Raw genomic sequence first — 18,661 nt, 5'->3', positions numbered from 1 at the left:
TTTACGTTGTAAATGATTGGGCCAGTTAACAAGGGAGTACGGCTACATGGGGAAAAAATCAGTTTTGATAGTGGGCGGTCTTGCCATCTTAGCGATAGGCGGGCAAGTGTTAACAAAGTCCCGCTACTCAACCGTTATAGAGCACCAGTTTGACTCGCTGAAAAAAGCGTATCAACTGCAGGGAATTGAGTTATCCAGACAGATAACGGAAGAGAGCTTTCTTGGTGCAAAGGACACTGTCTTTGTGACACTCACTGAGGACTATCTTTCCCAATACGGTTTGTCCGAATCGTCCCCGCTCAAAGTGGAATTCAACAACGACTGTACCTTTTTTCCTTTCTATGTGTTGTGCGACTCTGCTTTGCGCTCGCCAAACGGTGATTTATCCAGCCTGAGTAAGTTTTCTCCTAAAATGGATTACTCTATCAATGTTCTGTTTGATTCAATGCATGGAAATCTGTCACTGGAAGAGGCCGTTATTGAAGAAAATGACGGCACACTAACGATCTATCCGCTTACTGTTGCTTATGATACCGACCTGGCACTAGATGAAATAAACGTGTCTCTTAACTGGCAGGGAACAACGCTTAAAGGTTCTTCCAGCGGTACTGATATCACGTTGGGGAATTTAAATTTTACCGCCGAATCATCTCGTGTCTTCGACAACGTTTATGCCAGTGAAGCGACAATGACGCTATCCGACATTGATGTTTCCTCTGCAACTTATGGCACCGATGTCACTATCAGCAATGCGCGCTTTACCACGGAATTTGAGGAAGAAACCAGCGACACTTTCGAACTTGAATACAAGGTTACTATTGATGATATTGACGCGAAATCGCAGCAGATGGTTATCTCCGACTTCATCATAGACATTAGTCTGGATAACATCAGTCGTAAAACCATGGCATATCTTAATGGTGATGAACAGAGTAATGATTCAGAACAGATTTCTCTGATGCTGAATGAATTCGGTAAGTCCGAACATTCTATCGACATTGAGGCATTTGACTTCAAATTATCCGATGTGCCCCTTAAAAGCGCCGGTTCGCTAACCATGGCTACTTTTGAAGAGGCTGATATTAAAGCCGGGTTTGTTACTGAAAAACTTGCCGGAGCCATTGATATCACTATTGGTAAAGCTATTACCGACGCCTTTCCTGCATCTAAACCGGTCATTCAGCAGTATCTCGATCAGGGGTTGTTAAGCGAAGAAAGTGACCTTTATAAAGTAAAAATCACCTTAGATAACGGCAATGTTTTGGCAAACGAAATTCCTGTCTATCAGATGTAGTTGCTTTATCGTTACCTGAACAGAAAGCTAAAAATAATAAAGCCCGGCGTAAACCGGGCTTTATTATTTTTAGTCCGCTGTTTATCAGCTTATTAAAACTGTTTGAACTGTGATTTCGTAAGCAACCCTATCATCATGCAAAAGGAGTTATTAATGAGTAACCAGATTAGCGAACAGCATGCTAAAACGCTTATTCAGGTCATCGATCAATCTTCAAACTGGAAACTGCACCCAGAGAAAAAACGTGCATTTGCCAGTACCGAGGAAGCCCAGAAATATGTGGAAAGCCACAATGAACCGTTATGTATCCGTGTGCCTATTGCCGGTGCAGATGACCATCTGACTGTAAAAGTAACGTCAAGTGGTGAGGATATGGTCTTTTCTAATGTCAGCTTTGAAGAGCCAATCGAAAAAAAAGTTCACTCCTCACATCTGAAACTTATTTCAAGTACAGTTACCGATATGCTTAACGAGCGCCTTCCAGAAGGAACCAAGGTTTCGTCTTTCTGATGACAAGATGCTGGTCAGGTAAGCAATATCATGCCCCAGACCAGCATCGCCATAATAAGGCTGACAAAAACCGCTGCTGAGCCAATATCCTTGGCTTTGCCAATGAGTACATGCACCTCGGTGCTTACCCTGTCTGCTAATGCTTCTACAGCAGAATTAAGCAGCTCAGCAATAAGAACGATAAACAAAGACATGATAAGCAGCGCGCGTTCAACCACGGTGATATCCAGCCAAAACGCCAGCGGTACAAGCAAACAGAGTACAGCCAGCTCCTGACGAACAGCTGGCTCGCTTAAAAATGCGGCTTTGAGACCTTTACAGGAATAGAGTGTGGCAAAATAAAGTCTGATAAAGCCGGTATTCTTCGTTTTCATTATAAAGGCATTGCCTGACAATTTATTAAAGATTGCCTGCGCAATATGACACCGATATTAAGATGGCGCAACTAACAGAATTTTCAGCGCATTTTAACCGTTAACACGTCGGCGTCAGCCCGATGCACTATAGCACTGGCTACCGAACCCAATACTGTAAAAACGCCGCTGCCACCCTGAGCGCCGATGATAATCAGCTCTGCATTGCGCTGCTTTGCCACATATTCCAGCTCATCTGCCACTTTGCCAACCGCGCAGTGAATGGTAATGTTGTTGAAGTGCAACGAGTCAGCAAGCGCCCTTAATCGCTGCTCTGCCTGTGCTTTAATATTTTCAGAGTCATCCTGTGCACCATAACTGTAGGCCATCATAGATTGCTGGGGCTGCACTACATGAACAAGGTGTATTTCACTATCGTCTGCGGCCATTCGGTCAAGCCTTGTGATAAGACGTTCATAAGACACGAAAATATCCACCGCCACCATAATAATGTTGTACTGAGACATTAACCTTCACCTCCGCCTGACGAATTCAGACTGCTTTGGTTTCCTCTTCGATATCTGCCAGCTGACTGGCAGGCATAAAGCTTTGGTAGCTGGCTTCCATAACGTGCAACCTGAAGGCCTTTGGCAAGTCATCTTCATTATCGGTAAGCAGGCTGCCACATTTGACCAGTGGGAAAATCTCGTCATAACGCTTCACTTGCTGCTGATCGACCCGTCTGAAAACATGGGTACGGTTCAGGGCGCTGGTAGACTGATGACCAGTAGAAGACAAGATATCCATTAACGCATGAACGGTCTTTTTATGATACTGATAAACCCGCACCGATTTGTCCTTCGGATCTAAGCCCTTTGCCAGTTTAGGATCCTGTGTCGCCACCCCGGTCGGACACCGGTTGGTATTACAGGATAAAGACTGCACACAGCCAAGTGCCAGCATCATGCCCCGGGCACTGTTACACATATCTGCGCCAAGGCTTAAATTCTGTACCAGGTGAAATGCGGTAAACACTTTGCCTGAAGCAATCACACGTATATCTGAACGCAGATCAAGGCCTGTCAGTACGTCATCGACAAAAGCCAGCGCTTCGCGCAGTGGGAAACCGACAGAATTAGTATACTCCAACGGCGCTGCCCCGGTACCGCCCTCGCCCCCGTCAACGGTGATAAAATCAGGTTTTATACCGGTTTTTTTCATTGCTTTGCAGATGGCGATAAACTCACTTTTACGACCCAGCGCCAGCTTCAGTCCTATTGGCTTGCCGTTGCTTAGTGTGCGCAGCTTTTTAATAAAGTTCATCATCTCCAACGGTGTATTAAAAGCTGTATGTCGAGGCGGTGAATCAACCTGGGTATGGGGTTCGACGCCACGAATACTGGCAATTTCCTCGCTGTTTTTATCTGCCGGCAAAATGCCACCATGCCCTGGCTTGGCTCCCTGACTGAGCTTGATTTCAATCATTTTGACACTGGAATGGCTGGCCTTTTCCTCAAATTCAAGCTCGTTAAACGAGCCATCTTTATTTCTGCAACCGAAATAGCCTGTACCAATCTGCCAAACGATATCGCCACCGTTTTCCAGATGGTACGGCGTCAATCCACCCTCGCCCGTATTGTGGTAAAAACGCCCCTGCGCCGCGCCTTTGTTCAAAGCAGTAATAGCGTTAGCACTGAGACTGCCAAAACTCATTGCTGAAATATTAAGTACACTGGCCAGATAAGGTTGCTGACAATCAGGGCCGCCCACCCAAATTCTCGGGTCCTCATCCATCTCCTTTACTTCCATTGCAGAGAGCGAATGACCAATCCACTCGTAACCGTTTGCATAGGTATCCATCTGCGTCCCAAACGGCATGCTGTCTAACGAATCTTTGGCGCGTTTATACACAATCGAACGAAACATCCGGTGAATGGGCCGACCTTCTGTCTCGCTTTCCAGCAGGTACTGTTGAATATAGGGTCGTAAACTTTCTACTGACCAGCGGATGCGGCCAAGTAAAGGAAAATTACGCAAAATTGAATGACGACGCTGAAATGTATCCCGTAGTGTAAATAGCAGTAATGTCAGCGTAAGTAGCAGGAACAGCCATGCGGGCGGCCATATAAATCCTATACCGATGTTAATAATCACGGTTAGAACAATGGTAATCAGTATAGTATTTCTCATAATCGCTGCTTCAGATCCTTTAACAGCTATATGATATAACTGTATTGAGAGATCATAAACCAGTCACCATACAAACCGCATGAAGGCTCATGACTAATTATTATTTCCCTGTCATCAGCTTTCATCACTTTCGGGCATATGGTAAAAAGACAGTAAACAGATGTGCAGAGTTCTGAGCCAGATTTTTCTGGCAAATCATATTTTTATGCACAACTACGCTTATCTATACAGATTCATCGGGGTCATCATTTCAAATGTGGATTTTGCTCGCTTTTCTGGCGCTTCTTGGTTTTCTTTACTGGTACACCTACCCGCGCTTAGGTGAGATTTTGCTGGCAGCCTATGTAAAGCGCGCGATGCAACAGGCACGCCTGGTTCGTCGCCGTTACTCGATAAACGGCATCAGCCTGAGCGTGCTTGAAACTGAAGGCAGCCGCAACAGGCATAAGCCGCTGATGATGATGGTCCACGGGTTTGCCGGTGACAACAACATCTGGCTTTCGCTGGCCAATTTATTTAAAGATGAATATCACATCGTTATTCCTGATTTGCCCGGGCATGGCCAGACCGGCTTTTCTACTGAGTGGCATTACAAGGTCAGCGACCACGGAAAACTACTGACTGCGTTAATCTGGCGTCTGGGATACCAAAAAGCGACTTTGGTAGGTAACTCAATGGGCGGTTATATCACCGCATGGATGGCCAAACATCAGTCCAGTGCGGTTTCCTCTTCGGTCTTACTGTGCCCTGCGGGCATGCCTGCTAATAAGAAAAGCCGACTTGATGCCATGCTGGATAAGGGGCAGAACCCGTTTTTCATCACTCGCAGGCGGGGTTATTACCGCCTGCTGTCAATGGCAATGGCCAGTGGCCCCTATATCCCGCGCATTGTTAAAGATGTGCTGGCAGATCAGCATATTGCCAGGGTCAATGAATACCAGCAGGTGTTCGACGATTTCGTCGCCTCCGGATACATTAATGAAAAAGAGCTGGCAACCACATCAACACCCGTTTTGATTATCTGGGGAGGCAAAGACGGCTTGCTGGATGTATCAGCACTCGATAACTGGCTGGCGTGTCTTCACTGCGACTGGGAAATTTTTCATGATGTCGGGCATATGCCAATGGCAGAAGCACCTGCCAGGACTTATCAGCGCATCCAGAACTTCGTACATAGCAATAAAATACGTCAGGCAGCCTGATAACGTCATTAGATCACCACTTGTGTTGTAGGGATTATTGTTTTTATGGAATATATTTTTCTTCTGTTTGCCTTTTTGTGTGGCCTCACTGTAAAAATGACAGGCATTCCTCCGATGGTAGGTTATCTGGCAGCAGGGTTTATTTTAAATGCGCTGGGATTCACCGCGTCGGACCAACTACAGCAAATTGCCAGTCTTGGTATTACGATTATGCTGTTTACTATTGGCCTTAAGCTTAACGTGAAGGATTTGAGCCGGCGAGAAGTCTGGGCTGGTAGTGTCTCTCATACACTGATTTGGGTCGGCGTGGTGACCGGCGTGCTGTATGGCGTGGCGGCGTTCATGGGTAGCGTCACCGGCGCGATAGACTTTCAAAGCGCAGCCCTTATTGCCTTTGCGCTGAGTTTTTCCAGTACCGTTTGTGTGGTAAAAATCTTAGAAGAAGCCGGAGAGGGAAAAACCCGTCACGGCAGGCTCGCGATAGGCGTGCTGGTTATGCAGGATGTCTTTGCTGTCGTATTCATGGTTGCAGCAACCGGCAAACTGCCCTCCGTCTGGGCCCTGGCACTGCTGTTGGTATTCCCGGCCCTGCCCCTTCTTAATAAAATGCTGAATAAATCAGGGCACGGCGAATTACTGCCACTTACAGGGTTCATTCTGGCACTGGGCGCTTATCAGCTTTTCGAGCTGGTCAGTATCAAAGGCGACCTGGGTGCACTGCTTATCGGCATGTTGTTGGCCAAGCATTCAAAAGCTACTGAGCTGTCTAAATCGCTCCTGGCATTCAAAGACTTGTTCCTGATAGGTTTTTTCCTGTCTATCGGCCTGACTGCGCTGCCTGATGTTCCGATGCTCACAATGGCCCTCATTGTCTGCTTATTGCTGCCTTTTAAAGCATTTCTATTCTTTGCACTGATGACAGGCCTGCAGCTTCGTGCCCGGACAAGTTACCTCACCAGTCTTGTACTCAGCAATTTCAGCGAATTTGGTCTTATCGTGGGCTCGCTGGCTGTATCTTTGGGATTACTTAGCGACAAGTGGCTGGTAGTATTGGCACTCAGTGTCTCGTTGTCGTTCGTGATCACCAGTCTGCTATATCGGAACTCTCATAGCCGGTATATCCGTATAAAAGACAAAATCACACGTTTCGAGCGCAAAAAGCGATTACCCGAAGATATCTATCCAAGCATCGATGAAGCGCACTTCATGGTCATCGGTATGGGTCGTGTGGGAATGGGCGCGTTTCAGTCACTCAGCAAACTGGTTAACAGTCGTGTAGTCGGAATGGATGCTGATCGCGTTAAAATCCGACGCCTGAAAGCAAAAGGCCTGAACGTTATTTGTGGCGACGGCGAAGACATTGACCTTTGGGATAATCTGGACATCTCAAACGCACAGCTTATCTTACTTGCATTACCTTCTATTGAAGATGCGATTAATATTACCGGTCAGCTAAAGCATGCTGGTTTTGATGGAAAGGTGGCCGCGATTGCCCGCTATGAAGATGAAGTAAACGCCCTGTTGGAAAATGGCGTAGATAAAGTTTTTAACTTCTTTACCGAAGCTGGTTTGGGCTTTGCTGAGGAAAGTCTGGCATATGTCCATGCAAATCAGGATGTTGTGGTCCCGGCCAAATAAAAACAAAGTTAGCGTTGATAATCATTTACATTTGTATATCTTTGTTTTAAAAGGTTTTTTTGACGGCTTGGCGATACTGGTTTATACTTTACATCACATTTTTTTAAAGGATTCCCCATGCAAGGTGATAGGCAGGTAATCGCCTCACTGAACGACATTCTCACCAGTGAGCTGACATCCATTAATCAATATTTTCTGCATGCCCGAATGTTTAAAAACTGGGGCATTCATAATCTTAACGAACGTAACTATAAAAAGTCGATTAAGGACATGAAGCAGGCAGACGACCTTATCGAGCGAATTTTGTTTCTGGAAGGTCTGCCTAATCTTCAGGCGCTGGGTAAGCTTTATATCGGCGAAACCCCTGAAGAAATGCTCGCCTGTGATACAAAGTTTCAGTTAGAACAGATACCCCAACTGAAAACGAGTATTGCGCTGTGCGAACAGAAGCAGGATTACGTGAGCCGTGACCTGCTGGAGTCAATTTTAGAATACGAAGAAGAGCACCTTGACTGGCTTGAAACCCAGGAATATCAGATTGGTGCGCTGGGTCTTGAAAATTATCTACAAACCCAGGTAATCGGAGATGACGAATGAAAGGCAATGCAAAAATAGTATCGGCGCTTAATGAGCTGCTTGCCTATGAACTGGCAGCGATGGATCAATACTTTATTCACTCGCAGATGTATTTAGACTGGGGATTGAATAAGCTGTATGAGCGTATCGATCATGAGTTTGATGATGAACGTGGCCATGCCACAAAACTGATCGAGCGCATGCTCTTTTTGGAAGGCACCCCGGATATGCAAACCCGCACTGGCTTTAAAGTGGGTAAAGAAGTGCCTGAAATGCTGGAAAGTGACTTGCGTGTTGAATATGAAGTGGACGCCAAGCTTCGTGAAGTTATCGCGATGTGCGAAAAAGAAAGCGACTTTGTCACCCGTGATATGCTAATTGAGTTGCTAGACGATACAGAAATGGACCACGCACACTGGCTGGAACAACAGCTTAAGCTGATCAAAATGGTGGGCCTGGCTAATTATCTGCAGTCCCAAATGTAATCGCGAAATACGCTATACATCCAGATAAACAATGAAAGGGTCTTTATGGCCCTTTACTTTTATCACCATCCGCCATCGCATGTGGCTCTGGCTACAACTCCCCAGCATGAACCATCCTTTAATGCTGTTACCTTCATTACTTTTAATAAAGACGGGCACTCTGCCCATATACATATCATCACCTTCTAGCTGGATATCCTGAACGTGAAATGCGCCAGGCGTATTCAGCGTGAAGTTTATTTGTTCTTCAGGTGCAGGCTTTGTATCCAGTATTACCTGTAAAGTCGTGTCAGCAGTTTGAATTTCGCACGAGTTGCTGTTTATCACGCAGCTATGTTGCGCAGTATCAGTAGAAAAGAACCATATGGCACCTGCTGTTAATAGCGAAAATACGACAGCGGCACTGCTAATTAAAATGACGGAACGGCTTGGTTTATCCATGAATTTTGTGTAACTACTACTTTACTATTAATTTAGTATGCTGATCTATTGACTTGAATCAAACTGATGTTTCTTGTGCTATCTTTTTGTATATAAAAACATTATCATCGCGTACCAATTGACCAATTTGGGCGCTTTTTGCACGAAAAACTGTGCCTGTGTTCATTGATGTGGAAGATTCAATAAAATGAGTGACATAAGCCAAGCACAACCGACGTACAATTATAAGGTTGTACGTCAGTTTACCGTTATGACGATCGTTTGGGGAATCATAGGGATGGGATTGGGCGTATTTATTGCTGCCCAGTTATTTGCCCCGGCGCTTAATTTCGACCTACCCTGGCTGACGTTTTCCCGTTTACGTCCCCTGCATACGAACGCGGTAATTTTCGCCTTTGGCGGAAGCGCCCTGTTTGCGACATCCTATTATGTTGTGCAGCGTACTTCGCAGGTCAGGCTCTTCAGCGACAAGCTGGCCGCCTTTACATTCTGGGGATGGCAGGCCGTTATTGTCGCAGCGATTATCACTCTTCCACTGGGTATGACCTCGTCAAAGGAGTATGCAGAGCTGGAATGGCCTATTGATATCCTCATTGCTTTGGTCTGGATTGCGTACTGTATTAATTTTTTTGGCACCATCGTTATTCGTAAAGTTTCGCATATTTATGTTGCAAACTGGTTCTACGGGGCCTTTATTCTTACCGTGATGATTCTGCATATCGGTAACAGCATGGCCATTCCAGTCTCATTTACCAAATCATATTCATTATATGCCGGTGCCGTCGATGCCATGATGCAATGGTGGTACGGCCATAATGCGGTAGGCTTTTTCCTTACTGCCGGGTTCCTGGGCATGATGTACTATTTTGTTCCTAAACAAGCTGGCCGACCGGTTTATTCTTATCGTTTATCCATTGTTCACTTCTGGGCATTAATTTCTTTATATATCTGGGCAGGCCCCCACCACTTACATTATACCGCGCTGCCTGACTGGACGCAGTCACTGGGTATGGTGATGTCGGTTATTCTGTTTGTGCCCTCCTGGGGCGGTATGATAAACGGGATAATGACGCTATCGGGCGCGTGGCATAAGTTACGTACTGACCCGGTACTTCGCTTTTTGGTGGTTTCTTTAACCTTCTACGGCATGTCCACGTTCGAAGGGCCAATGATGGCGATTAAAACCGTTAACGCCCTGTCCCACTACACCGACTGGACAATAGGTCATGTTCACTCGGGTGCGCTTGGCTGGGTAGCGATGATTTCCATTGGTTCGGTGTATCACCTGATCCCTCACCTTTTCGGTCAGCGAGCGATGTACAGCACTCGTCTGGTGAATGTGCACTTCTGGCTGGCAACTATCGGTGTTGTGTTATACATCGTTGCTATGTGGTTCTCTGGCGTACTTCAGGGGCTGATGTGGCGTGCAGTAAATGCTGATGGCACATTGACCTATAGCTTTGTCGAGTCACTGGAAGCGTCAAAACCTTATTACGTGGTTCGCTTTATCGGTGGCTGTTTTGTGGTGGCAGGTATGCTGGTAATGGCTTACAACGCTTATCGCACCATTAAAGCGCCCAAGGGCAGCATTGCTGCTGACCCGGCCACGCAGCCAGCATAACAGGGAGTCGTCACGTGAAAAGAAATGTCCACGAGATCATTGAGAAAAATGTTGGTTTGCTAACGGTGCTGATTCTGGTTGCTATCAGTTTTGGTGCAATGGTGCAGATTACGCCATTAATGTTTCAGCAACAAACGATGGAGCCGGTAGAAGGCTTGCGTCCTTACACTGCGCTGGAGCTTGAGGGGCGCGATATTTATATTCGCGAAGGATGTGTAGGCTGTCATTCGCAGATGATTCGCCCGTTTCGTGCAGAAACCGAACGCTACGGACACTATAGTGTGGCTGGCGAATCGGTCTGGGAACACCCTTTTTTATGGGGCTCTAAACGCACCGGCCCTGATTTAGCCAGAGTTGGCGGGCGATATAGCGATGCCTGGCATATTGCTCACCTTCGTAATCCTCGTGATGTTGTGCCCGAATCTAATATGCCTGGTTTTCCGTGGTTACTGGAAAACAAACTTACCGGTGAAGATACCGCGCAAAAAATGGAAGTTTTCCGGGGTTTCGGCGTGCCTTACTCCGATGAGGATATCGCAGGTGCTCAGGCTGCTGTGCGGGGCAAAACAGAAATGGAAGCCCTGGTCGCTTATTTACAATCTCTGGGAACACATTTGAAATAATATGGATCAGGGTTTAATAGGCACTATTTTTACAATTGTTGTTTTTGTTTGTTTTGCCGGCGTAGTCTGGTGGGCATTTAGCGGCCGCAATAAAAAGAAGTTTGATGATGCTGCCAACCTGCCCTTTGCAGATGAAGACAAAGAGCGCATAAAAAAAGATAAGCGGGAGTCTTGAGCTCATGAGCATGTTTTGGACAATCTGGATTTCAGTCATAACACTAGGCAGCATAATAGGTTGCTTCTTTTTGCTACGCTGGTGTCTGACAAACTTTGCCGGCGTGGAAGAAGGCAAAAGCATGGGCCATCAGTTTGATGGCATTGAAGAGGTCAACAATCCACTGCCTAAATGGTGGACAATTCTGTTTTACGTGACCATTGTATTTGGTCTGATTTACTTAGTACTTTACCCGGGTTTAGGCAGCTACAAAGGGTTGTGGGACTGGAAAAGCTCAAATCAGAATATTCAGTCATTAGAAGAATCCAGACAGGCGCGCCAGGATGCTATCGACAGCGGCGATTACGTGCAGTATGACGTTGAGCTGGCAAAAGCTGCTGAGCGCTTCGACCCTATTTTTGAAGCCTTTGCCAAAGTACCTGTCGAAGAGCTTGCATTTGATGACGATGCAGTGAAAATCGGCCGCCGACTGTTTCTTCAAAACTGTGCGCAGTGTCACGGCTCTGATGCTCGCGGTCAAAACGGCGGGTTTCCCAACCTGACAGATGAGGACTGGTTGTATGGCGGCAGCGGTGCAAAGATTAAAGAAACGCTTATTAACGGCCGACAGGCAGCGATGCCCGCATGGCTTGATGCTATGGGTGAACAGGGTATCGAAGAAGTTGTCGCCTATGTACTAAGCTTAAGTGGACGAAAAGTCGACCAGCAACTAGCAGATAAAGGTGAAGCCCGCTTTGCTGTCTGCGCCGCTTGCCATGGTCAGGATGGTAAAGGTAATCAGGCCCTGGGCGCACCAAATCTGACAGATAATATTTGGTTGTATGGGGGCAGCAAGCGCGCTGTTACTGAAACCCTGACCTACGGCAGAAATGGCGTGATGCCCTCATTTAAACAAACGTTGGGAGAGGATAAAATTCACGTTGTCGCTGCTTACGTTTATAGCCTGTCTCACCAACCTGAATAATAGCTGCGAGCCCTGCCATACGGCAGGGCTACCCTTTTACTACACACGTCATTCCTGTATAAACCCTTTTCGTACGTTGTTTTAGAGTATTCTTATGGAGCAGCCCTGGTATAAGCAATTTTGGCCCTGGTTCTTGATTGCCGTACCGGTGATCACGATGGTTATGGGTGGTGTACTGCTGAAGCTGGCAATATCAACCCAGGACAGTCTTGTGGTTGATGATTACTACAAAGAAGGTAAGGCGATAAATGCAAGCCTCGCCCGGGAACATGAGGCAAAACGTCGTAATATTACTGCCGATGTCTCAATTACAGAAGGCTCAGTGGTACTTGAGTTTCACTCAGGGATCCCACAGGACGGCAATGCCGTCAGGTTATCGTTCTATCACACGACTCAGCAGACCAAAGACTTCTCAATTTTGCTAAGCCGTGATGCAAAAGGGTTATATCGTGGTTACAGTGAAGCGATGGTCCCCGGTAAATGGCGAATGACACTTGAGCCAGTTGATGAGTCATGGAAGATACAACAACAAATATGGCTGCCTGCTGAAAAAACTATTTCTCTTAAACCCTGATGCAATATTCGCCTGAACAATGCTATCACTGCGGCCAGCCTAATCAGCCAGATCATGCTTATACTGCCGAGGTTCTTGGCCATGACCGCAACTTTTGCTGCCCCGGCTGTCAGGCAGTGGCTACAGCCATTGTTGATAACGGGCTGGAAGACTATTACCAGTTCAGAACCGAAAGTGCAGAGCAGGCATCGTTACCGGATGCAGCGATGTTGTCGCGGCTGCAAATGTATGACGATCCGCAACTGCAGGAAGATTTTGTGGTTCATAATAACGATGCCCATGAAATTCAGCTAACGGTAGAAGGGATCACGTGTGCAGCGTGTGGATGGCTGATTGAGAAGCAACTATCGCGACTGAATGGAATACGACAGGTATCCGTGAATATCGCGCAGCGTCGGGCGTGGGTAAAATGGGATAATCAGCACGTTTCGCTCAGTGCCATCATCCAGCGGCTTCGCAAAATCGGTTATAAAGGGTTTCCTTTCCAGGCTGATGATCATGAAGCATCCTATGCCGCTGAGCAAAAGCGCTTTATCCAAAAGCTTGGCCTGGCCGGGCTGATGACCATGCAGGTTATGATGCTGATGGCAGCGATGTACTTCGACCTGCTGGACAATATGTCAGCACAAATGCAGCAGTATTTTCACTGGATAGCTCTGGTTCTGACTACCCCTGTCGTATTTTACTCCGGCTCGACATTCTATTTAGGCGCCATAAACGCGCTTCAGGCAAGAACCGTAAATATGGATGTTCCGGTCACTCTGGCCATCGGTGTCACTTATACCGCCGGCGTTTACACCACTGTAACCGCCGGCAGCGATGTATATTTCGAGTCCATCTGCATGTTCATTTTTCTGCTACTGCTCAGTCGCTTTGCCGAACACCGTAGCCGACACAAAGCCATGCAAATTTCCGCCAACATGCTGCAGTATATTCCAATGACCGCAACCGTAGTGGATGGTGATACATTGAACAGCTGTCTGGCCAAACGGCTTCAGCCCGGGCAGACTGTAATGGTTAAAGCCGGTGAGGTTATCCCTGTTGATGGCACCATTGTTGATGGTCGGGCGACAATTGATGAGTCGATGCTGACCGGAGAGTTTACGCCTGTTTTCAAACAAGTGGGTGATCAGGTTTTCGGCGGCACCATCTCTCAGCGCCAGACCATATACATCAGGGTGACCAACCCGCTTAAATATTCTTTGGTCAATCAAATTTTACGTATGCAAAGTGAGGCGATGGCTACCCGCCCCCGTCTTGCCCTGGCTGCCGACAAATTATCACAGTACTTCGTCACCGCAGTGCTGACTGTTGCGGCCCTGACCTATTGGTACTGGTATCAGCAACAACCCGAAGATGCGTTGTGGATTATGGTAGCAGTGCTTGTCGCAACCTGCCCGTGTGCATTGGGGCTTGCAACACCTACAGCGTTAACCTGTGCGGTGGCCAGCCTTAATAAACAAGGCGTCTTAGTTAAACGTGCCGATGTGCTTGAAGCGGTAGCCGATTGCGATGTACTGGCGCTTGATAAGACCGGCACACTGACCGATGGTAAGTTTTCTATTGTAAATCACTGGCATGAAACAGCTTGGACGCAAAATCAGATTGACCGGATCATGGCAACGCTGGAGGCGCGCTCGGAACATCCAATTTCCAGCCTGTTTAATGCAGATAATTTACTGTCGCTGACAGATTTTGAGATTATACCGGGACAGGGAATTCGCGGGACAATCGAGAGCAAGCAGTACAAAGTCGGATCCTCTGCATTTTTCAATAATGATGTACCGGTTACGCCATTTTCCGCCAATGTATATTTGGCCTGTAATCAAACCATTATTGCTGCATGGCAGATTAGCGATTCTATCAAACCTGGTGTGAAAGATACGCTCAGGCAATTTACTGAGGTTAAAAAAATAATATTAAGCGGAGACACGCAAGCCAACGTTGAGCGCGTTGCCAGAGACCTGCAAATAGATGAATTTCACTTCGCCCTGACGCCCCGCCAAAAGCTGGAAAAAGTCAGTGAGATACAGTCTTCTTCAATGCGGATCATGATGCTGGGCGATGGAATCAATGATGCACCTGTACTGGCACAATCTGATATTTCAGTAGCCGTAGGAAATGCTACCGATATCGCGAAAACATCTGCCGATATTATATTGCTTTCACCACAGCTTGACTCACTGAATAAGGTTTTCTGTCTGGCAAGAAGAACGAAATCGGTAATCCGACAAAATATGGCCTGGGCGCTGGGATACAACCTGCTTGTACTGCCTCTTGCGGTCAGCGGACTGCTTGCTCCCTGGATGGCCGTGATAGGAATGTCAATTAGTAGTATGATTGTTGTATTCAATTCAACGCGATTACTCAGGTGAAAGATTATGTCTATTATCTATGTACTCATCCCGCTGGCGATACTGATTGTCGCTATCGCTATAGGCATATTTTTCTGGGCGGTTCGCAGCAATCAGTTTGAAGATCTTGACCGACAGGGCTACAGCATTTTATTTGATGATGACCTGTCGCCGGAAGAAAAAAAGCTGGCAGATGAACGAAAGAAAATGAATGAGTGAATTTACCGGGCTATCTGCATTTTTTATCGGGCTGGCCGGTGGACTCCATTGCTTGGGCATGTGCGGCGGTATCGCATCGGCATTACGGCTTGCCACCCCTTCTCATGACAGTCATTGGCCGTATACCGTAAGTTATAATCTGGGACGTGTAAGCAGCTACACCCTTGCAGGTGCTATTGCCGGGGGGCTGGGCCAGATGTCTTCATCATTTATACCTGTCGCAGGCCCGGTACTAGCAACAATTAGTGGCATAATGCTATTGGCAATGGCTGCTTATCTGGGCCGCTGGTGGATGGGACTGACGCGACTTGAACGCGCCGGACAGCACCTGTGGAAAAAATTGCAGCCCCTTTCACGCAAACTGGTACCCTTCTCATCCCCATGGGCGGCATTACCTTATGGTATTATATGGGGCTGGTTACCTTGTGGGCTGGTTTATTCAGTATTAACATGGTCACTGGCCAGTGGTAGTGCTTTCAGCGGCGCTCAGATTATGCTGTGTTTTGGTCTGGGGACGTTGCCGGCGCTTATCGCGACAAGTATCGGAGCACACTGGGTCGTTAATGCCCTGCAAAAGCCAGTGGTCAGACAAATTATTGCCGGATTACTGGCAGTGTTTGCACTCATTTTGTTATTTAACGCGTTACGTATGTGGTTAACCATTTAGCCCTGAAAAAGGAAGCAGACATGGCTGCGCCATCTGAATTTTCTATCCATTGTCAAAATTGCAGCTTCAGTCACCTGTGCCTGCCTGTTGCATTAAATAAAACCGAAGTTGAATCGCTGGATGATATTGTGGAGCGCAAAAAGCCGTTGCACAAAAATGATACGCTGATCCAGTCTGGTGATAAATTTCACGCGCTGTATGCCGTCAGGTCCGGGTCCTTTAAATCATTTATCAGTGATCCTGAAGGTGAAGAGCAAATCGTAGCGTTTCACCTGCCCGGCGATATCATCGGTTTTGACGGGCTGCGTGAGCAACAACATCAGATTTATACCCGGGCACTTGAAACAGCAATGGTTTGCGAGCTGCCTTATAATACGCTAGATGAAATGTCTGTTACTTTTCCTAAGCTTCGCCAGCAAATCATGAGTTTTATGAGCGCCGAGATAAAGCACGATCATGAAATGATGATGTTGTTGAACCGCCGTACGGCGGAAGAGCGACTGATGTATTTCATCGCCCGCCTGTCTAATCGTTTCGAAGAACGAGGCTATTCGCACCGTCAGTTCAATCTGTCCATGACTCGTAATGAAATTGGTAATTACCTGGGGCTGACAGTAGAAACAATCAGCCGACTACTCACCCGCTTTCAGAAAGAAGGCATTATCGAAGTGTCTGGTAAGCTCATCACCATTCTTGATTTTGATAAGGTGAACGAAAAACTTAAAGGCATTTCGCTCAGTACCGCCTGTCGATAACTTTTTTTGATTTAAAACAAGGTTCTTCCGACTTTTGCCAACTACACTCAATAGAGGTATAAAGCAATTGTCGGAGGCGACTGTGATTAACTACAACACCATTTTAGTGGTAATCGACAACGACCTTTCCACGCAGCCTGCCCTGTCCCGAGCGCTTGAGCTTGCTGCGAAAACCGGTGCTCAGATCACCGCGCTATATGTGGCTTATGACTTTTCCTATGAAATGACAACGATGCTGTCCTCCAATGAACGCGAGGCAATGCGTAATGCTGTCATAAAGGATCGTACCCAATGGGTACAGGATATTGTTGATTCGCAGGAAAGTGATATTGATGTAGAGGTGGTAGTGAAATGGGAAAGCCGTGATTTCGAAGCGATTATCCGTACGGCGATGGCCCACCATGCCGATGTCATCATCAAAGCAAGCCAAAAAGCAGATGACCTGGTTTCTGTTATTTTTACGCCCACAGACTGGCACCTGATGAGAAAAGCCCCCATGCCAGTACTTATGGTTAAAGATCATGCCTGGCCTCCCCAGGGAAATATCCTGGCAGCGGTAAATGTAGGCACGGAGGATCAGGAGCACGCCAGGCTGAACGATAAACTGACCGAAATTGCCCGGGACTATGCCACGCTACTGACCGGTACGGTCCATCTGGTTAACGCCTATCCGCGAGCGCCCATCAGTATCGCTATTGAAATTCCCGAGTTTGACACCGAGGCCTATCACCAGTCAGTGCACAATCACCATATGCAGGAGATGACTGCACATCGTAAAAAGTTCAGTATCGATCCGCAGTGTTGCCACGTGGAGGAAGGTCTTCCCGAACAGGTGGTAGCCAGAAAAGCCCATGAGCTGGATGCCGAGCTTGTAGTCATTGGTACCGTAGGCAGAGTTGGCTTGTCCGCCGCCTTTATCGGAAATACCGCAGAACATGTTATAGACACGCTGCACTGTGACGTTCTGGCAGTTAAGCCGGATGGTTTTGAGTCGCCGATTCGCCTGGTTTAATAAAAACCTGGCGTACGGGATGACGCCGGGCCCCAGGCTTTTGTATAATCCGGTTTTTGTATTCCAAGTTGTAAACTATGAGTCAGTCAGCCAGCGAAAATATCTCTAGCCACAGCGCGCAGAGCAAGCAGAAATACAGTTTCAATAAACTACAAAAGCGTCTGCGCAGAAACGTCGGAAAAGCCATCGGCGATTTTTCGATGATAGAAGACGGTGATAAGGTTATGGTTTGCCTGTCCGGTGGTAAAGACAGTTATACGCTGCTGGATATCTTATTGTTTTTGCAAAAAATTGCGCCAATACGTTTCGATCTTGTGGCGGTTAACCTCGATCAAAAACAACCAGGTTTTCCTGAATATGTGCTGCCTGAATACCTCAAAGAATTAGGCGTGGACTATCAGATAGTTGAGGAAGACACCTACTCAATTGTAAAAGATAAAATACCTGAAGGTAAAACTACCTGCTCACTGTGCTCGCGTCTTCGTCGCGGCATTTTATATCGCACTGCTACCGAACTGGGGGCAACCAAAATTGCACTGGGTCATCACCGCGATGACATGCTTGAAACACTTTTCCTCAATATGTTTCATGGTGGTAAGCTAAAATCTATGCCTCCCAAACTGGTAAGTGACGACGGTAAGCACATTGTGATTCGCCCATTGGCATACTGCAACGAATCGGATATTGAAAAATACGCTACGGCTGTTGAGTTTCCGATCATCCCTTGCAACCTGTGTGGTTCACAGGAAAACCTTCAGCGTCAGAATATCAAACACATGTTGCAGGACTGGAATCGCCGCTATCCGGGCAGAATTGAATCGATGTTTAAGGCAATGCAAAATATTGCTCCTACGCACCTCCTTGACCGTTCGCTACACGATTTCGATAGTATTGAGCGTTCGGATTCTGCTGTAGAAGATGGCGATACAGCGTTTGACAGCCCTTCATTTGCAGATGAAAGTGAGCAACGCGCACCAGTGGTTCAGGTTGTTAATTTAGCGGAATAGG

General features: G+C 46.9%; 21 protein-coding genes. 17 read left to right on the top strand and 4 right to left on the bottom strand.

Annotation, left to right across the window (positions count from 1 at the left end):
- Positions 1-46 precede the first annotated feature (46 nt).
- Complete coding sequence (locus tag FBQ74_RS08150) at positions 47-1,294, top strand: DUF945 family protein (RefSeq protein ID WP_139756202.1); 1,248 nt, start codon at positions 47-49, stop codon at positions 1,292-1,294.
- 153 nt (positions 1,295-1,447) lie between these two features.
- Positions 1,448-1,804, top strand: coding sequence for a hypothetical protein (locus tag FBQ74_RS08145; protein WP_139756201.1), 357 nt, complete (start codon positions 1,448-1,450; stop codon positions 1,802-1,804).
- A gap of 14 nt (positions 1,805-1,818) precedes the next feature.
- On the opposite strand, the gene FBQ74_RS08140 is transcribed toward FBQ74_RS08145, so the two are convergent.
- From FBQ74_RS08140 to FBQ74_RS08130, 3 genes are all read right to left on the bottom strand, one after another.
- Positions 1,819-2,178, bottom strand: a complete 360-nt coding sequence (locus FBQ74_RS08140) for a diacylglycerol kinase (protein ID WP_139756200.1) — start codon at positions 2,176-2,178, stop codon at positions 1,819-1,821.
- 83 nt (positions 2,179-2,261) lie between these two features.
- Positions 2,262-2,684, bottom strand: coding sequence for a universal stress protein (locus tag FBQ74_RS08135; protein WP_139756199.1), 423 nt, complete (start codon positions 2,682-2,684; stop codon positions 2,262-2,264).
- A gap of 25 nt (positions 2,685-2,709) precedes the next feature.
- Positions 2,710-4,347 (bottom strand): FMN-binding glutamate synthase family protein, encoded by a 1,638-nt coding sequence (locus tag FBQ74_RS08130; RefSeq protein WP_139756198.1) that lies wholly within the window; start codon positions 4,345-4,347, stop codon positions 2,710-2,712.
- A 254-nt stretch (positions 4,348-4,601) separates the two neighbouring features.
- Here FBQ74_RS08130 and FBQ74_RS08125 point away from each other — a divergent pair, with 254 nt between their 5' ends.
- From FBQ74_RS08125 to bfr (FBQ74_RS08110), 4 genes are all read left to right on the top strand, one after another.
- Positions 4,602-5,549 carry an alpha/beta fold hydrolase gene (locus FBQ74_RS08125; RefSeq protein ID WP_139756197.1) on the top strand — a complete coding sequence of 316 codons (948 nt, stop codon included), beginning with the start codon at positions 4,602-4,604 and terminating at the stop codon, positions 5,547-5,549.
- A 45-nt stretch (positions 5,550-5,594) separates the two neighbouring features.
- A complete protein-coding gene (locus FBQ74_RS08120) occupies positions 5,595-7,187 on the top strand; it encodes a cation:proton antiporter family protein (protein ID WP_139756196.1) in 1,593 nt (530 codons plus the stop codon).
- Between the two features lie 117 nt (positions 7,188-7,304).
- Complete coding sequence (gene bfr / locus FBQ74_RS08115) at positions 7,305-7,784, top strand: bacterioferritin (protein WP_139756195.1); 480 nt, start codon at positions 7,305-7,307, stop codon at positions 7,782-7,784.
- Positions 7,781-8,248 carry a bacterioferritin gene (gene bfr, locus FBQ74_RS08110; protein ID WP_139756194.1) on the top strand — a complete coding sequence of 156 codons (468 nt, stop codon included), beginning with the start codon at positions 7,781-7,783 and terminating at the stop codon, positions 8,246-8,248. Before bfr (FBQ74_RS08115) ends, bfr (FBQ74_RS08110) begins: the two co-directional genes overlap by 4 nt.
- A 12-nt stretch (positions 8,249-8,260) precedes the next feature.
- On the opposite strand, the gene FBQ74_RS08105 is transcribed toward bfr (FBQ74_RS08110), so the two are convergent.
- Positions 8,261-8,689, bottom strand: coding sequence for a hypothetical protein (locus FBQ74_RS08105; protein WP_139756193.1), 429 nt, complete (start codon positions 8,687-8,689; stop codon positions 8,261-8,263).
- A gap of 187 nt (positions 8,690-8,876) precedes the next feature.
- Here FBQ74_RS08105 and ccoN point away from each other — a divergent pair, with 187 nt between their 5' ends.
- The 11 genes from ccoN to ttcA all read left to right on the top strand — a co-directional run bounded on the left by ccoN (position 8,877) and on the right by ttcA (position 18,660).
- On the top strand, positions 8,877-10,310 hold the full coding sequence (gene ccoN / locus FBQ74_RS08100) for a cytochrome-c oxidase, cbb3-type subunit I (RefSeq protein WP_139756192.1): 1,434 nt from the start codon (positions 8,877-8,879) through the stop codon (positions 10,308-10,310).
- 14 nt (positions 10,311-10,324) lie between these two features.
- Positions 10,325-10,933 carry a cytochrome-c oxidase, cbb3-type subunit II gene (gene ccoO, locus FBQ74_RS08095; RefSeq protein WP_139756191.1) on the top strand — a complete coding sequence of 203 codons (609 nt, stop codon included), beginning with the start codon at positions 10,325-10,327 and terminating at the stop codon, positions 10,931-10,933.
- A gap of 1 nt (position 10,934) precedes the next feature.
- Positions 10,935-11,108 carry a cbb3-type cytochrome oxidase subunit 3 gene (locus FBQ74_RS08090; protein ID WP_139756190.1) on the top strand — a complete coding sequence of 58 codons (174 nt, stop codon included), beginning with the start codon at positions 10,935-10,937 and terminating at the stop codon, positions 11,106-11,108.
- Between the two features lie 4 nt (positions 11,109-11,112).
- Complete coding sequence (gene ccoP, locus FBQ74_RS08085; RefSeq protein WP_139756189.1) at positions 11,113-12,072, top strand: cytochrome-c oxidase, cbb3-type subunit III; 960 nt, start codon at positions 11,113-11,115, stop codon at positions 12,070-12,072.
- A 94-nt stretch (positions 12,073-12,166) separates the two neighbouring features.
- Positions 12,167-12,646, top strand: coding sequence for a FixH family protein (locus FBQ74_RS08080; protein WP_139756188.1), 480 nt, complete (start codon positions 12,167-12,169; stop codon positions 12,644-12,646).
- The gene (locus FBQ74_RS08075) at positions 12,646-15,021 is read left to right on the top strand and encodes a heavy metal translocating P-type ATPase (RefSeq protein ID WP_139756187.1); all 2,376 of its coding nucleotides are present in this window, start codon (positions 12,646-12,648) and stop codon (positions 15,019-15,021) included. The genes FBQ74_RS08080 and FBQ74_RS08075 overlap by 1 nt, the downstream gene beginning before the upstream one ends.
- 6 nt (positions 15,022-15,027) lie before the next feature.
- Positions 15,028-15,219: a cbb3-type cytochrome oxidase assembly protein CcoS gene (ccoS, locus tag FBQ74_RS08070; protein ID WP_139756186.1), complete on the top strand. Its 192-nt coding sequence runs from the start codon at positions 15,028-15,030 to the stop codon at positions 15,217-15,219.
- Positions 15,212-15,886: a sulfite exporter TauE/SafE family protein gene (locus FBQ74_RS08065; protein ID WP_139756185.1), complete on the top strand. Its 675-nt coding sequence runs from the start codon at positions 15,212-15,214 to the stop codon at positions 15,884-15,886. Before ccoS ends, FBQ74_RS08065 begins: the two co-directional genes overlap by 8 nt.
- 20 nt (positions 15,887-15,906) lie before the next feature.
- Positions 15,907-16,641 carry a fumarate/nitrate reduction transcriptional regulator Fnr gene (fnr, locus tag FBQ74_RS08060; RefSeq protein WP_139756184.1) on the top strand — a complete coding sequence of 245 codons (735 nt, stop codon included), beginning with the start codon at positions 15,907-15,909 and terminating at the stop codon, positions 16,639-16,641.
- A gap of 82 nt (positions 16,642-16,723) precedes the next feature.
- Positions 16,724-17,653, top strand: coding sequence for a universal stress protein UspE (gene uspE / locus FBQ74_RS08055; protein WP_139756183.1), 930 nt, complete (start codon positions 16,724-16,726; stop codon positions 17,651-17,653).
- A gap of 77 nt (positions 17,654-17,730) precedes the next feature.
- Positions 17,731-18,660, top strand: coding sequence for a tRNA 2-thiocytidine(32) synthetase TtcA (gene ttcA / locus FBQ74_RS08050; RefSeq protein WP_139756182.1), 930 nt, complete (start codon positions 17,731-17,733; stop codon positions 18,658-18,660).
- Position 18,661 lies beyond the last annotated feature (1 nt).

The organism is Salinimonas iocasae (assembly GCF_006228385.1).
Classification (GTDB): domain Bacteria; phylum Pseudomonadota; class Gammaproteobacteria; order Enterobacterales; family Alteromonadaceae; genus Alteromonas; species Alteromonas iocasae.
Note: the sequence above shows the minus strand (reverse complement) of the source record. Positions and strands in the feature narration are given on the sequence as shown.